The 15127-nt window shown below is 62.6% G+C and carries 15 protein-coding genes; 10 read left to right on the top strand and 5 right to left on the bottom strand.

Annotated elements, in window-relative coordinates:
• The first annotated feature begins 262 nt into the window (after nucleotides 1–262).
• The 7 genes from ffh (at nucleotide 263) to leuC (ending at nucleotide 5870) form a co-directional block, all read left to right on the top strand.
• Nucleotides 263–1663, top strand: coding sequence for a signal recognition particle protein (gene ffh, locus SMD31_RS10250; RefSeq protein ID WP_320500727.1), 1401 nt, complete (start codon nucleotides 263–265; stop codon nucleotides 1661–1663).
• Complete coding sequence (locus SMD31_RS10255; protein WP_320500728.1) at nucleotides 1660–2064, top strand: VOC family protein; 405 nt, start codon at nucleotides 1660–1662, stop codon at nucleotides 2062–2064. Before ffh ends, SMD31_RS10255 begins: the two co-directional genes overlap by 4 nt.
• A 49-nt stretch (nucleotides 2065–2113) precedes the next feature.
• Entirely contained in the window at nucleotides 2114–2485 is a 372-nt protein-coding gene (gene rpsP, locus SMD31_RS10260; protein ID WP_320500729.1) for a 30S ribosomal protein S16, read from the top strand.
• 26 nt (nucleotides 2486–2511) lie between these two features.
• Nucleotides 2512–3066 (top strand): ribosome maturation factor RimM, encoded by a 555-nt coding sequence (rimM, locus tag SMD31_RS10265; protein ID WP_320500730.1) that lies wholly within the window; start codon nucleotides 2512–2514, stop codon nucleotides 3064–3066.
• 14 nt (nucleotides 3067–3080) lie between these two features.
• On the top strand, nucleotides 3081–3833 hold the full coding sequence (gene trmD, locus SMD31_RS10270) for a tRNA (guanosine(37)-N1)-methyltransferase TrmD (RefSeq protein WP_320500731.1): 753 nt from the start codon (nucleotides 3081–3083) through the stop codon (nucleotides 3831–3833).
• 61 nt (nucleotides 3834–3894) lie between these two features.
• A complete protein-coding gene (rplS, locus tag SMD31_RS10275; protein WP_320500732.1) occupies nucleotides 3895–4296 on the top strand; it encodes a 50S ribosomal protein L19 in 402 nt (133 codons plus the stop codon).
• A gap of 173 nt (nucleotides 4297–4469) precedes the next feature.
• The gene (gene leuC / locus SMD31_RS10280) at nucleotides 4470–5870 is read left to right on the top strand and encodes a 3-isopropylmalate dehydratase large subunit (protein WP_320500733.1); all 1401 of its coding nucleotides are present in this window, start codon (nucleotides 4470–4472) and stop codon (nucleotides 5868–5870) included.
• Here the strand turns inward: leuC and SMD31_RS10285 are convergent.
• Together SMD31_RS10285 and SMD31_RS10290 are read right to left on the bottom strand one after the other, a co-directional pair.
• Complete coding sequence (locus SMD31_RS10285) at nucleotides 5840–6814, bottom strand: diguanylate cyclase (RefSeq protein ID WP_320500734.1); 975 nt, start codon at nucleotides 6812–6814, stop codon at nucleotides 5840–5842. The two genes, leuC and SMD31_RS10285, sit on opposite strands and share 31 nt — an antisense overlap.
• A 350-nt stretch (nucleotides 6815–7164) precedes the next feature.
• Nucleotides 7165–7638, bottom strand: a complete 474-nt coding sequence (locus SMD31_RS10290; protein WP_320500735.1) for a PAS domain-containing protein — start codon at nucleotides 7636–7638, stop codon at nucleotides 7165–7167.
• A 540-nt stretch (nucleotides 7639–8178) separates the two neighbouring features.
• Here SMD31_RS10290 and SMD31_RS10295 point away from each other — a divergent pair.
• Complete coding sequence (locus tag SMD31_RS10295; RefSeq protein WP_320500736.1) at nucleotides 8179–10191, top strand: methyl-accepting chemotaxis protein; 2013 nt, start codon at nucleotides 8179–8181, stop codon at nucleotides 10189–10191.
• 2 nt (nucleotides 10192–10193) lie between these two features.
• On the opposite strand, the gene SMD31_RS10300 is transcribed toward SMD31_RS10295, so the two are convergent.
• Together SMD31_RS10300 and SMD31_RS10305 are read right to left on the bottom strand one after the other, a co-directional pair.
• Entirely contained in the window at nucleotides 10194–10715 is a 522-nt protein-coding gene (locus SMD31_RS10300) for a L,D-transpeptidase family protein (protein ID WP_320500737.1), read from the bottom strand.
• Between the two features lie 22 nt (nucleotides 10716–10737).
• Nucleotides 10738–11586 carry an MBL fold metallo-hydrolase gene (locus SMD31_RS10305; protein WP_320500738.1) on the bottom strand — a complete coding sequence of 283 codons (849 nt, stop codon included), beginning with the start codon at nucleotides 11584–11586 and terminating at the stop codon, nucleotides 10738–10740.
• A gap of 230 nt (nucleotides 11587–11816) precedes the next feature.
• On the opposite strand from SMD31_RS10305, the gene SMD31_RS10310 reads away from it, so the two are divergent.
• Nucleotides 11817–12977: an MFS transporter gene (locus SMD31_RS10310; RefSeq protein ID WP_320500739.1), complete on the top strand. Its 1161-nt coding sequence runs from the start codon at nucleotides 11817–11819 to the stop codon at nucleotides 12975–12977.
• A gap of 45 nt (nucleotides 12978–13022) precedes the next feature.
• Here SMD31_RS10310 and SMD31_RS10315 read toward each other — a convergent pair whose 3' ends face one another.
• Nucleotides 13023–13718, bottom strand: coding sequence for a response regulator transcription factor (locus SMD31_RS10315; protein WP_320500740.1), 696 nt, complete (start codon nucleotides 13716–13718; stop codon nucleotides 13023–13025).
• Between the two features lie 242 nt (nucleotides 13719–13960).
• Here SMD31_RS10315 and ribA point away from each other — a divergent pair, with 242 nt between their 5' ends.
• Nucleotides 13961–15124 carry a GTP cyclohydrolase II gene (gene ribA / locus SMD31_RS10320; RefSeq protein WP_320500741.1) on the top strand — a complete coding sequence of 388 codons (1164 nt, stop codon included), beginning with the start codon at nucleotides 13961–13963 and terminating at the stop codon, nucleotides 15122–15124.
• Nucleotides 15125–15127: the final 3 nt, after the last annotated feature.

Raw genomic sequence — 15127 nt, forward strand, 5'->3', positions numbered from 1 at the left:
ATATAATAGCCGCCGAAGAAGGTTTTACAGCTTATAATTGGGTGCTCGCGGTCTTTTTGATCGGAGTGCGATAAAGCTCCCCCAAACATTGACTCATCCCCCCAAAAAGCCTAGTTTCCGGCCCGCTTTACCTTCTTTGGCAGAGCCTTGGCCCCGAGGGGCCCCGCCCGTCTGCGAGTTTCGCACACGGGCGCGAACGCGTTTTGGGCCATCGCCTGAAACTCTAAGGCTTTGACATTTAAGGCATTTTGACGGGAACGGTATGTTCGAGAAGCTGAGCGAAAGATTAGGCGGTGTCCTTGATAAGCTGACCAAGCGCGGTCAGCTCAGCGAGGCTGACGTCGATGAGGCGCTGCGCGAAGTGCGCGTGGCGCTGCTCGAGGCTGACGCCGCCTTGCCCGTCGTGAAGGATTTCATCACCGCCGTCCGTGCCGAGGCCGTGGGCGAAAAGGTCACCAAATCGGTGACCCCCGGCCAGATGGTCATCAAGATCGTCCATGACGAGCTGGTGAAGGTCTTGAAGGCCCAGGGCAATGAAGCCCCGGGCCTCGACCTCACCCATACCCCGCCGGTCCCCATCCTGATGCTGGGTCTGCAGGGTTCGGGCAAGACCACCTCGACCGCCAAGATTTCGCGCCGCTTTGCCGAGAAGCAGGGCAAGAAGGTGCTGATGGCGTCGCTCGACACGCGCCGTCCCGCCGCCCAACAGCAGCTTGCGATCCTCGGCGAGCAGACCGGCATCAAGACGCTGCCGATCATCCCCGGCGAGCCACCGGTTGCGATCGCCAAGCGCGCCATGAACACCGGCCGCTTAGAGGGCTACGACATCGTCATGCTCGATACCGCCGGTCGCCTGGCGATCGATGACGAGCTGATGGCGGAACTGGCCGAGGTCCGCGATGCGGTGAAGCCGCACGAGAGTCTCCTCGTCGCCGACGCGATGACCGGCCAGGACGCCGTCAACACGGCCAAGCATTTCCAGGACAAGATCGGCATCACCGGCATCATGCTGACCCGCATCGACGGCGATGCGCGCGGTGGTGCGGCCCTCTCGATGCGCGCCGTCACCGGCAAGCCGATCAAGCTGCTGGGTACCGGCGAAAAGCTGGATGCCATCGAAGACTTCCACGCCGATCGCGTCGCCGGCCGCATTTTGGGCATGGGCGATATCGTCTCCCTCGTCGAAAGGGCGATGGAAGCGACGGAACAGGAAGAAGCCGAAAAACTCGCCCTCAAGATGCAGAAGGGCCAGTTCGACTTGAACGATCTCGCCCAGCAGATGAAGCAGCTGCAGAAGATGGGTGGCATCGGCGGCATCATCGGCATGCTGCCCGGCATCGGCAAGATGCAGAAGCAGCTCGAAGGCAAGGTCGACGAGAAGGTCGTGAAGCGCTCGCTGGCCATCATCTCGGCGATGACGCCCAAGGAACGCCGCGTTCCCGACATCATCAAGGCCTCCAGGAAGACCCGCATTGCAAAAGGTGCCGGCGTCCAGGTGCAGGATGTGAACAAGCTTTTGAAGCAGCACCAGGAAATGGCGCGGATGATGAAGCAGGTGTCAAAAATGGGCCAGAAGGGTCTGATGCGCCACGGCATGGCGGCCCTCATGAAGGGTGGCATGGGTGGCATGGGCGGTGGCGGCGGCTTCGGAGGGATGCGATGATCGATCACGTTTCCATCGGCGTCAGCGATCTGAAGAAGGCGCGCGCCTTCTATGACGTCGTGCTCCTCGCCCTCTCCTACATGCGCGTCCACGACGTGGATATTCCCGGCCAGGGCGTCGTCGCCCACGGCTATGGCGAAGCCGGTGCCCAGGCGCGCTTCTGGATCGGCGTGCCGGAACATGTGAACGCCGACGCTAACCGTACCGGCGGCAATCATTTTGCCTTTCAGGCGAAATCGCGGCTCGAGGTCGATGCCTTCTATCAGGCCGCGATCAATAACGGCGCCAAGGATAACGGGGCTCCCGGTATCCGCGCCCATTACCACCCGAATTACTACGGCGCCTTCGTCTTCGACCCCGACGGGAACAAGATCGAAGCGTGCTGCCACCTACCCGAATAACCAACCGAATAACCAGATTGTCGAAGTTCCAAAAAGGAGAATACCTCTCATGTCGTTGAAGATCCGTCTCGCCCGTGGTGGCGCCAAGAAGCGTCCGTTCTATCGCATCGTCGTGGCCGAGAGCCGCTTCGCCCGCGATGGCCGCTTCGTGGAACGTATCGGCTCCTATAACCCGATGCTGACCAAGGAAGACCCGAACCGCGTGCTCATCGAAGTCGAGCGTGCCAAGCATTGGCTCTCGAAGGGCGCCCTGCCGACCGAGCGCGTGCAGCACTTCTTTGCCAAGCTCGGCCTCATGGATGCGCCGGCGCGTCACGACCAGACCAAGCAGGACAAGCCGAAGGCGAAGGCCGTCGAGCGCGCCAAGGCCAATGCCGAAGCCGCCGCGAAGGCCGCTGAAGCCCCGGCTGCCGAGGCCTAAGGTCCATTTTGGCGGAGAAGCCGGCAATGGTCTTGATGGGCGCCATCATCGGTGCGCATGGCATCAAGGGCGAGGTGAAGGTGAAGTCCTTCGCCAGCGCGCCCAAGGCCATTGCGTCCTATGGTCCGCTTGTCGATGCCAAGGGCCGGGCCTTCGCCCTCGCCGTGACCGGCCAGGCCAGTCCTGGCAAGAACGGCGCCGGACAGGACATCCTCATCGCCCGCATCGACGGTGTTGGTGATCGGAACGCAGCCGAGGCATTGAAGGGCGTCGAGCTCTTCGTGGCGCGCGAGCGCCTGCCCCAGATTGCGGACGCGGAGGAGTTCTATCTGGCCGACCTCATCGGCCTTGACGTTGTCGATCAACATGGCGTGGCCCAAGGCCGTGTCATTGCGGTTGAAAACTATGGTGCCGGTGATGTGATCGCGATCGATGGCGGCCCCAAAGGCGCCTTCGATGTTGCTTTCACCAAGGCACTGGTGCCGGTGGTCGATGTCGCCGGCGGCAAATTGGGGCTCGATCTTCCGGACGGTTTCTTCGACCGACCTGAGGGCGAGCCTGAAGATGCCGCGCTGAACTGAAGGCACAGGCGGAGGTGACGCAGACAAGGACGCCGACTGACCAGGCCTGGACGGCTCGCATCCTGACCCTGTTCCCGGAAATGTTTCCGGGACCCCTGGGTCAGAGCCTGGCGGGCAAGGCCTTGGAGAAGGGGATCTGGCGGCTGGAGACGATGCAGATTCGCGATTTCGCGACCGACAAGCATCGCACGGTCGACGACACACCCTTCGGCGGTGGTGCCGGCATGGTGATGCGGCCCGATGTGGTTGATGCGGCACTCGCTGCGGCCACTGGGGACGGTCTCGGCACCAAAGGTAATGGGCCGGCGATCTATCTCACCCCGCGCGGGCGCCTGCTGAAGCAGGATCTCGTGCAGGAACTGGCGGCGGGGCCGGGCGTGGTTCTGCTCTGCGGCCGGTACGAAGGGTTGGACGAACGGGTGATCGAGGCGCGTGGATTGCTGGAGGTGAGCCTCGGCGATTTCGTGCTCTCGGGCGGTGAGCCGGCGGCTCTTGCCTTGATCGATGCCTGTGTCCGTCTCCTTCCTGGTGTGATGGGCGCAGAGGCGACCTTGGACGAGGAGAGTTTTGACGCGGGCCTGCTGGAATATCCGCATTACACGCGGCCCGCCGAGTGGAAGGACAAAAAGGTGCCGGAGGTCCTGATCTCCGGTCACCACGAGAAAATCCAGAGCTGGCGCCAAGCCCAGTCCGAGGAGACGACGAAATTGCGGCGGCCCGATTTGTGGGACGCCTATCTGAAACGCGGTGCCGCAGGGGACCGCTGAACAATCGGGCGGTGCTTCAAAAGCGGCGCCCATGAAGTTGAAAGAAGAAAGGATTAAGACCATGACCATGTTGCATGAATTCGAAGCGGCCCAGTTGGCGAAGCTTCAGGGCGCCACCAAGGTGCCGGATTTCCGTCCCGGCGATTCGGTGAAGGTGAGCGTGAAGGTCGTCGAAGGCGAGCGCGAGCGCGTGCAGGCTTTCGAGGGCGTCTGCATCGCCCGCAAGAATGCCGGCGTGAACTCGTCGTTCACGCTCCGCAAGATCTCCTACGGTGAAGGCGTCGAGCGCGTGTTCCCGCTGTTCTCGCCGCGCCTGGTCAGCATCGAAGTCGTCCGCCAGGGCGACGTGCGCCGCGCCAAGCTCTATTACCTCCGTGGCCTGCGCGGCAAGGCTGCCCGCATCACCGAGCGCGAGCGCACCACGACGACGACGACGGCCGCCGCCGACGCCGCCAGCGAGTAAAGCTGAGCAGCGGTGGTTGTGGCGCATGGCTCCGCCGGTGGAAATCGGCGGGACCCGGCGCTTAAATAGCTGCGTTGAGATACCCATCCTTTCTCGGCCCGGTCGTCCCATGTCGTGGGGCGACCGCCGGCTGGGGCAGGATATCGGCAAATACCGGCACCAAGGACGAGATCATGGCGAAGACGCTGTTCGATAAGATCTGGGAAAACCATCTGGTCCACCGTCAGGACGACGGCACCTGCCTTATCTATATCGACCGCCACCTCGTCCATGAAGTCACCAGCCCGCAGGCCTTCGAAGGTCTGCGTACCGCCGGTCGCAAGGTGCACCGGCCGCAGGCGACCCTTGCCGTGGCCGATCACAATGTCCCGACCTCGGACCGCTCCAAGGGCATCACCGAGGAGGAAAGCCGGATCCAGGTCGAGACGCTGGAAAAGAACACCCGCGATTTCGGCGTGCCCTATTTCTCGATGGACGATATCCGCCAGGGCATCGTCCACATCATCGGGCCGGAGCAGGGCTTCACCCAGCCCGGCATGACCATCGTCTGCGGCGATTCGCATACCTCGACCCACGGCGCCTTCGGCTCATTGGCCTTCGGCATCGGCACGTCGGAAGTCGAGCACGTGCTGGCGACCCAAACGCTGATCCAGAAGCCCGCCAAGAACATGCGCATCTCGGTCGACGGCAAGCTGGGTGCTGGTGTCACGGCCAAGGACATCGTGCTCGCCATCATCGGCAAGATCGGCACGGCCGGCGGCACAGGCTACGTCATCGAATTCGCCGGTTCGGCCATCCGCGGCCTCTCGATGGAAGGCCGCATGACGGTCTGCAACATGACCATCGAAGCCGGCGCCCGCGCTGGCCTCATCGCCCCCGACGAGACAACGTTCGAGTATATCAAAGGCCGCCCGCTGGCGCCCAAGGGTGCTGCCTGGGAACAGGCGGTGGCGTTCTGGAAGACCTTGCCCACCGATGCCGGCGCCAAGTTCGACGTCGAGATCGCGATGAAGGCCGAGGATATCGTGCCGCAAGTCACCTGGGGCACCAGCCCCGAAGACGTGCTGCCCATCACCGCCAAGGTGCCCAATCCGGCCGATGTGGCCGATGAGGACAAGCGCCGCGCCATGGAGCGCGCGCTCGATTACATGGGCCTCACCGCCGGCACGCCGCTGACCGAGGTCAAGGTCGACCGCGTCTTCATCGGTTCCTGCACCAATGGCCGCATCGAAGACATCCGCGAAGTGGCCAAGCTCGCCAAGGGGCGCAAGGTGGCATCCCATGTCAATGCGATGGTGGTTCCGGGTTCGGGCCTGGTGAAGGCTCAGGCCGAAGAAGAAGGTCTCGACAAGATCCTCATCGAAGCCGGTTTCGACTGGCGCGAGCCGGGCTGCTCGATGTGCCTTGCCATGAATCCCGACCGCCTCTCACCCGGCGAGCGCTGCGCCTCAACCTCGAACCGCAATTTCGAAGGCCGTCAGGGCCGCGGCGGCCGCACGCATCTGGTGAGCCCGGCCATGGCCACCGCTGCCGCCATCACCGGTCACTTGGCCGACGTGCGCAATCTGTCCTGACAGGCGTCGGCCTGGCTGCTGGCGTTGAGGTCGACATAAAAGGCGCGATCCCGACCGGCGGATTTCGCGCGGTAGAGTGCCTTGTCGGCTTCCTTGAACAGGCTCTCTTGCGTGTGGTGTTCCTGGGGTACCACCGACAGGAAGCCGATGCTGACACTGACCGTCGTTGCTTGCTCGGGACAGATCCTGAGGTCGCGCGCGGCAGTGAGGATCGATTGGCCGATCACATGCACCATTTTTAACCCGCTTTCGCCAAGATCCAGAATCAGCGCAAACTCATCGCCGCCCAGACGCACGGCAAGGTCGCCTGGCCGGCGCGCATGGCCCAGCAGAATCTGTCCGACGGCATTAAGGAGCTGGTCGCCGGCGGCATGACCGTAAAGGTCGTTGAAGCTCTTGAAATTATCGACATCGACGAGCACCAGGCCGATCGCCCCTTGCGCGCGCACATTGCGGCGGATCTCGCGGTCCAGGAACAGCTTGTAGGCGCGCCGGTTGCTCAACCCGGTCAGCGGATCGCGCATCGCCAGTTCTTCCACCAGCTCCTCGGCCAGTTTGCGCTGGGTGATGTTGTGATGCGAAATGACGAACAGCGCCTTGTGCTCGACGCCGTGCAGCGCACTGACGCGCATGGTGAACCAACGCTTCTCATGCGGGCTGTGGCAGGGATACTCGCAGTAAAAGGATTCGCTCTTGCCCGCGAGAACATCCGCAATGCACTGCATCGCGTCCTCGCTAAAACTGTCTCCTGCATCGGATGCGCAGGTCAGCGTCTCAAGATAGTTCTTGCCCTTGCAATCATAAGAGTCGGGCATGCCATTTTCAGCACCGAACTTCTTCCATGCCAAATTGTAGTCGAGAATTGTACCCGCGGCATCGATCACCGCGATCTGCTCATCAAGCGAATGATAGACCGCTGTATGAAGGGCAAGTGGCAACGGCATCGCGATGCTCTTCTCGGACTGACGATCGATGAGGCGCACAGTGATGTTTGAGTATGCATATCCATATTGCAAGCGCGGCTTTTCGTCGCTTCATCGCTGGATGTGCGGCAGCAATCGGACCAATGTCCTTGGATACGACATGCACGCGTCTTCAGCGGCATTCAGTCATTGGTTGATGGGCCGTACAGCCTAGCCTGGGTTCTTGATCCTCAAGCTCAGCGCAATCTGTCGAGGCGAAAAACTGAGCGCCGTCTTCGGTGCAACATGCGTGTCGAAAAAGCGGCCCGCCAGGGCGTCGCGGTGTTCGTCGGCGACGACCACGATCTTGCCACTGAGCACCAACAGGTTGATTAGAAGATCGGCCGCGATAAGCGCTTCTGCACGGTATAGACCAGGATCTTGTCGACCTCGCTATCGTCCTCCGACAACGGCAGGAAGATGGTTTCCATGTCCAGCCATTCGTGGTCTTCCGATGTCGTCGGTGTCGGATCGACCAACGGCGCCTTTGACAGCACGACCTGATCGTAGTTCCGGAGCGCCTGGGCGCGGTCGAGGAAGGTGTTCTCCATGACCGGCTTCCCCGTCGGGTCGTTGCCGCGCATCGTCACCTCGCGCGTGCCGACCAGGCGATAGACATAGAGCCGCTCATCCGCCACCACATCCACCAACAGGATGCTGGGGAGATATGGCGTGAGATCGGCGGGGTCGAGATCGGCGCGGCGCGGCATGCGCCGCTGGCCCCGTTTCTCGTCCCAATACCGGTACAGCACCGCGACCTCCGGCGGCATGCCTGTCAGCCAATCCGGCGTCCGGTCCCGTAACATGGCTGCGGGCTGCATGGTCACACCGCCCCATCTGGCTGGGCTGCGAGGACCGGTAGGTCAACGACCGCATAAATAAGTGTGAACATCGACGCTACATCCTAAAGAAATATCATGCTGCCTATATAGGCGTCATGCCTGCAATATGTAATGATCTTAATGCGTTAAAATGGATTTGAGGCAAATTCCGCCAAGCGATCGACCCGCCCCAGGCGGATTGATGGCAGCACCCGCGCCCACAATTCCAGTGTTGGATCAGAACTATGCCACCGCGACCGGCCCATCAGCCGGGCCTCGTGCCTGACTGCCGGCGCCTTGGGCGCTCTGTCCCATGACGAATGATGCGTAAGCGAGCCGCCAGGCCGAAGGCTGGATGCCTGACTCGCTTTTAAAAAGAACGCCTTCTCCCGAAAGGGCAATCTGGGTCTGTGAGTTTCTCGACCCTTTGCGCCGGAGAACGCAGGAGATTGCTAAGACGTTAATCCTTTTTTGGGACCGCGGAAGGTATTTGCTCCTGCCACACTTCCTGGACGGAGCCAAATCTTGCGCATCAACGAGCCCATCACCGACCGCGAAATCCAGATGCAGGACGGCGATGTCCTGGTGACAAAGACGGATGCTGCCGGGCGCATCACCTTCGTCAATCAGGCCTTTCTGCGGATCAGCGGATTCACCGAAGACGAGTTGATGGGCCAGCCACACAACATCGTGCGGCACCCCTCGATGCCCAAGGAAGCGTTTGCCGATCTGTGGGCGACGATCAAGGCCGGACACGCCTGGGAGGCGCCGGTCAAGAATCGCGCCAAATCCGGCGACTATTACTGGGTCCGCGCCAATGTGACCCCCGTGATCGAGAAGGGCGTCGTCACTGGATACATTTCCGTCCGCGCCAAACCGACCCGCGCCGAAGTGGTGGCGGCCGGCCAGCTCTACGATGCGATCCGCGCCGGGCGACAAGGCAATCTGCGCGTCGAAGGCGGCCGCGTGCGACAAAGCGGATTCCTGGCCAAGCTGCGCGGCACAAGGCAGAGCCTTGCCGCCCGCATCGCCGCCATACTGGCCGTGTTGGTCGGATGCCTTATTGCCATTACCGCGATCGGTCTTGCTGGCGGGAGTGACGCCAGCGCGGTATTGCGGTCGATGTGGATCGTCGCCACCGCGGGCTTCGCTGTTGTCGGCATCATGTGCATGCTTATCTATCGCCATGTCAAAGCGCCGCTCGGAAGATTGCAGCAGCAGCTGACGGCCGTCACGCGCGGCGAATTTGCCAAGCCCGTGCCCGACGATGCCATTGTCGAATTTCGCGCCCTCAGCAACATCATCCGCGCCATGAAGGCGCAACTCAGCTTCGCCATGGAAGAGAAGGCCGAGATCGATCGCCATTCCGTCGCCAAGCGCAACCAGGTCCTGCGCGACATGGCCGATACGGTTGAAGAACAAATCGCCGCTGCGGTCGGCACGGTCGCCGGCTTTACCGAGAACATGTCCTCAAGCGCCCGCAACATGGCGGATTCGGCTCATAAGGTCAGCGAAAATTCGCAAGCGGTCTCGGCCGCCGCAACGCAGATGCTTTCCAACACCCAGACCGTCAACTCGGCCACCGAGGAACTGGCGCTCTCGATTCGCGAAATCGCCGGTCAGCTCGATCAGACCGTCAAGGTCAGCCGCGCCACCATGGCGTCGTCCGAAGCGACCATGCAGGACATCGAAAAGCTCTCGCATGTGGTCGAACAGATTTCCGTTATCACGGGCGTCATTCGCGAGGTTGCGGCACAGACCAATCTGCTGGCGCTCAACGCCACCATCGAGGCGGCCCGTGCGGGCGATGCCGGCAAGGGCTTCGCGGTTGTCGCCAACGAAGTGAAGAATCTGGCCGCGCAGACCGCCAACAGCACGGCCGACATTGAAAGAACCGTCAGTGAAGTGCGCGCGGCCACCAGCGTGTCGGTTGCATCCGTGAATGCCATCGTCGACAAGATCCGCGAAGTCGACGGTTTCGCGACCTCGATCGCGTCTGCCATCGAACAGCAATCGGCGGCCACCAGCGAGATTGCCCGCAATGTCGGCCAGGCGACCGACGCCGCCAAGGAAGTGGTCGAACGCATTCATCTGGTCGCCGAGCAGGCGGAAATGACCGGCGACCAGGCCGCCAACGTCAACCTGCTGGCCGGGAATGTCGACGGCTCCATCCGCGACTTGCGCTCCGCCGTGATCCGTGCGGTTCGCCATGTCGACGTGTCGGTCAACCGCCGTGGGCATGAGCGTTACAAAATCAGCCGCAAGATCGACATCAGCAATGGTGGTGAGCGGTTTGCAGTCGATCTCATCGATCTTTCGCTGGGCGGTGCGCGTCTCACCTGGCCTGCGGGCAAGAAGCCCGTGGCCGAGATCAAGCTGGATCTCGGGCCATCGCTCCGTGATTTGCGGCTCACGGTCAAGGAGCAATTGAATGCCATGCTGCGCGGCAAGTTCGACCTGACCAGCGGGCAAGCACAGGCCCTTGCCGATTATATCGAGCAGGCGAAAGCGGCACGTCAGGCGAGCAAGTCGGCCTGAACTCAGGCTGCCTCGACGACCACCCGGCCACTCGGCGCCATCGCTTGCAGGATCGCCTCGAGATCGGCGCGACTGAAGGCGATGCAGCCTTCGGTCGGCTTGTAGCCATCGCGCGCCAGATGCACGAAGACGGCGCTGCCTTTGTGCGGCACGGGCGGATCGTCATTGTGGCCGATGACCAGGACCAGATCGTAGACGTGATCGTCGAGCCACATCTTCTCATGGCTGGCGGCGAAGGGCAGGGCGACACGGCGGTTGTAATCGGGATGCTCGGGCGCATCGCACCAGCCGTCTTCCGGCTTGATGACCGACACGGGCACCGCCGCTGCCGGTGTCGCTCCGCGATCGGCGCGCACGAACAGGCGCCGCAGGGGAAAGCTGCCAACCGGTGTGCCGCCATCGCCCTCGCGTTTGTCGGCAACGATGCCGCTGCGACCCAGGGCACAGCGAAACTTCCGTGCTCCCAGTTGCGCCCAGCCGGTCGTGGCGCCGGGCGCATCGGCCGTGACGATGAGATCGCTCACGCGGACAGCATGCGTGCAAACGTCATGGCGTCAGCACCATGCCTTCCTTGGCGACCAGCGTGCCAGGCCGCGCCTTCTCGGCCTCGGCGGCGATGTTGTCCATGAAGATATCGTCATGGCTGGGGTCGTGGTGGAACAGCACCAGCGTCTTGACCCTGGCCTTCTCGGCCAGGCGCACGGCTTCCTGCCAGGTCGAATGGCCCCAGCCCTTGAACTTGGTGTATTCCTCATCGGTATAGGTGCTGTCATAGACGACGACATCGGCGTCCTCGATCAGCGCCAGGACCACGGGATCGAGTTGCTTGGGATCATGCTCGCAATCGGTCACATAGCAGATCGACTTGCCCTTCCAATCGACGCGGTAGCCGGTGGCACCGTTGGGATGGTTGAGCGGGCATGTCTGCACCTTGAGGCCCGGATAGGGCTCCAGCGTCTCGCCGGCGATGAAGTCGTGGTAATCGGGCGAGGCGGAAAAGATTTCGAGCGGCACGGGGAACAGCGGTTCGGCCATCAAGGTCGCCAGCGATTCCTTCAGCGTGCGATCAGGCTTCAGATGCCCGGCCCAGACGCGGATCTTCGAACCCGGCATATAGAGCGGCGCAAAGAACGGCATGCCGACGATGTGGTCGATATGCGTGTGGGTGAAAAAGAGATCGGCGTCGACCGGGCCCTTGGCGGCAAGCGCGCGGCCCAATTGCCGAATGCCCGTGCCGGCATCGAACACCAGCACATGATCGCCCGCTCGCACTTCAAGGCAGGACGTGTTGCCGCCGTAACGCACATATTCGGGACCGGAACAGGAAAGGGAGCCGCGGACTCCCCAAAAGCGAACGGACAAATCACCCGTCGAGGCACCAACCGCTTGCGACAAAACACTCAATCCCTTTTTTGGCGTCCCCGTCGACTAGACCGCCATCCCGTAAAATGCCGCCAGGCTCACCCCGCTATCCGGCGCGCCCGAATGATGGCATTGTTTGAGCAGATTGCAAAGTCAGGCCGTAAGCTTTTGCAGCAAGCCGCTTTTGCCGGTGTGTGGCGATACCCCGAATGGACCATCTTCATCGGTCCCACGGGTGAAATTAACCAAAGGGAGTATGGTTATTGACCGCAGTTGAACGGACCTGCTGGCCCGTGGCGCTTCTGGGCGTCAGCATCAGCGCCTTTGGCGCCTATCTCCAGTTCAAGCTGCCACCGATCCTGCCTTCCTTCCTCGCCAGCTATCCCCACAGCAACAATGTGGCGGCCTGGTTCATGTCGATCTTCGCCTTGGTGGGGCTTCTCGCCTCGGCTCCGCTCGGGCGCCTGGTCGAGCGCCATGTCTTGGGCCTGGCTCTGGGTCTTGGCCTTGGCATCGCGGCGCTTGGCATTCTCATCGGCCTCGCGGCACCACAATCGGCGCCGCTGATGCTGCTGGCACGCGGGCTCGAAGGTTTGACCTTCGCCATCTTCGCCGTGATCGGCCCGGTCATCGCCAATTCGGCGACGGCGCGGCGCGATCTCGGTCTTGTTACCGGCCTCATCGCCGCCTGGATTCCGATCGGGCAGCTCCTCGCTGGTGGTCTTGCCTTGGCTGGCGCGGATTGGCACGCCTTGTGGCTCATCAACCTTGCTCTCATGCTGCCGATCATTGCCATGGCGTGGTGGTATCGCCCCTGGCTCGGTACCGTGAAGCGGCCGGCCGGCACGGGCCATCTCACAAAGACTCACCCGGGCCTATTCATCGGCGCCGGGTTGTTCCTGCTGTGGTCACTGCAATTCTTCGCCTTCATGACGTGGCTTACCAAATACCTCACTGGCGAATTGCATCTCAGTGCGACAGCGGCGATCCTCGCCTACCTCACCCCCGTCATCGTGGTGATGACCTGCAACATCGCCACCGGCTGGGCCCTGGCGCATGGCGTCAAATTCCTGCCGCTGCTGTTTGCGGGGCTGCTGTCGCAATCGTTCGTCTGGCTGACAGCGCCGTGGCTCGACGGCATCGTGGGTCTTCTCATGCTGGTTGTCTTCGGCATCGGCGCCGGCATCGCCCCAGCCTGCTTCTTTCATCTGCCGCACAAGCTCGACGGCGTCAGCGCCGGGCCCAAGGCCTATGGCGTGCTGATGACCGGCCGCAATTCCGGTGTCTTCTTGGGTCCGATCCTGATGGCCTGGCTGTTCCAGGGCAATCTCGGCTGGCATGGTGCCGCCTTCGTCATCGCCGGCATTTCGCTGGTCGCGGCCCTGCTCTCACTTACCCTTGCACCAAGGCTGCGCGTGCCGTGACGTTGCCGGAACGCTTTAAGTTGCCTTTGTCCTGTTGACCTGTGGTCAGGGGATCAGCTTGTAGCCACCGGCATCGGTCACCAGGATCTGTGCCTTGGCGGGATCCTTCTCGATCTTCTGGCGCAGGCGATAGACATGGGTCTCCAGCGTATGCGTGGTGACGCCGGCGTTATAGCCCCAGACCTCGCCCAGCAGCGTCTCGCGCCCGACCGCGCGCTGCTCGGCGCGGTAGAGGTATTTGAGGATCGCCGTTTCCTTCTCGGTGAGGCGGATCTTCTTGTTGGCCTTCTCGTCGACCAGCATCTTCACATTGGGCTTGAAGATATAGGGGCCGATGGGGATGAGCGCGTCTTCGCTGTGTTCGTGCTGGCGCAGATGCGCGCGCAGACGCGCGATCAATTCCCCAAGGCGAAAGGGCTTGGCGATGTAGTCATTGGCCCCCATGTCGAGGCCGTGGATCGTATCGGCTTCACCCGACGATGCCGTCACCATGATGATAGGGACGCTGATCCCGGCCTTGCGCAGCGCCTCGCAGACCTGGCGCCCGTCGCCATCAGGCAATCCCACATCCAGCAGGATCGCATCCGGCTTTTCCCGCTGTGCGACGCCCAGGGCCTCGCCCGCGGTCCCGGCCTCGACACAGGTGAACTCGCCGTCGAGGGCCAGCTGTTCCGCGAGGGTCTTGCGCAACGCCTCGTCATCGTCGACGAGCAGGATGCGGCGCTGGTGGCTGAGGGTCATGGATGCGGGAACTCCCCTAGGTTATGCCATGTCAGATAACACCGCCCCACCCGCCTGACAAGGTATGCGACTTGGGGCCTATCCGGAAAATTCCATTTTCTCCGGGACTTAGCAGCAAGCGAGCCGCCCATTTCCTGCATGGTAGCAGGGCGGTGAGCGGGGGTCGCCGGGCTTGACCGGATCAGCAAATAATCCCCATATGCGGTCATTGAGCCCACCTTGGAACCCAGTTCGGGAATAGCATGACGCCGATCGATCCGGCGGCCCTCGACCCCAGTGTCTGGACCGCCACCTGCCTCGCCCAAGTTGAACGCGCCGTGGCCGAATTGCGCCGTGGTGGCGTCGTGGCGCTGCTGGAAGGCGATCAGGCGGCGCTGCTGCTGGCGGCCGAGACGGTGGAGCAACCGGCGCTGGCGACCCTCCAGGGTGCCAGTACGACCGGGAAGAAGGGCGAAGTTCGCCTGGTCCTGACGTCTGAGCGCACTCAGGCGCTGCAAAAGCGCGGCCTGTCGCTGCCGGCCAATCTGCCGGCCGATGATGTCCGCGTCCTGTCCGTGGGCGGGGCGCTCGCCGCCGAGGCCATCAGACAGCTGGCCGATCCGACCGTCGCCGCCTTCGATGCTCAGGCCCTGGGTGTGGCGGTCGTGGGCGATGTGTCGCCGGCCTTTGCGCAGGGTGCCATTGAACTTGCGAAAGCGGCGCGCCTGCTGCCCGCTGCCATTCTGGTGCTGGTCTCCCGCGCCGGTCTCGACCATTGGGTGGATCCCGCCTTCCGCATGGAGGCCCGGGATCTCGCGCATTGGCGCCGCAATGCCGCCTCTAATCTGCGCCGGGTCAGTTCCGCCCGCGTGCCGCTGGAAGGGGCCGAGGAGGCCGAGATCATCGCCTTCCGCCCGCATGACGGCGGCAAGGAGCATCTGGCCATCATCATCGGCAAGCTGGACACGACCCGGCCGGTCTTGACGCGTCTTCATTCCGAATGTTTCACGGGCGACCTCCTCGGATCCCTGCGCTGCGATTGCGGCGAACAGCTGCGCGGCGCCATTTCGGCCATTTCGCAATCGGGCAATGGCGTGCTGCTCTATCTGGCGCAGGAAGGCCGCGGCATTGGCCTCGTCAACAAGCTCAGGGCCTATCGCCTGCAGGATGCAGGTGCCGACACGCTTGATGCCAATCTGCAGCTGGGCTTTGGCGCCGATGAACGGCTCTATCAGCCAGCGGCTGAGATGCTGCAGCAATTGGGGGTGGGGGCAGTGCGCCTCCTCACCAACAACCCGGACAAGGTCACGGGCCTTGCCCAATGCGGGATCAACGTGACCGAGCGCGTTCCCCACGTGTTCCCGTCCAATGACCATAACGAGCGCTACCTCTCCACCAAGGCGATGCGCTTCGGCCATATGTTCTAAGCC

It is taken from the genome of Dongia rigui, assembly GCF_034044635.1.
GTDB classification, from domain to species: domain Bacteria; phylum Pseudomonadota; class Alphaproteobacteria; order Dongiales; family Dongiaceae; genus Dongia; species Dongia rigui.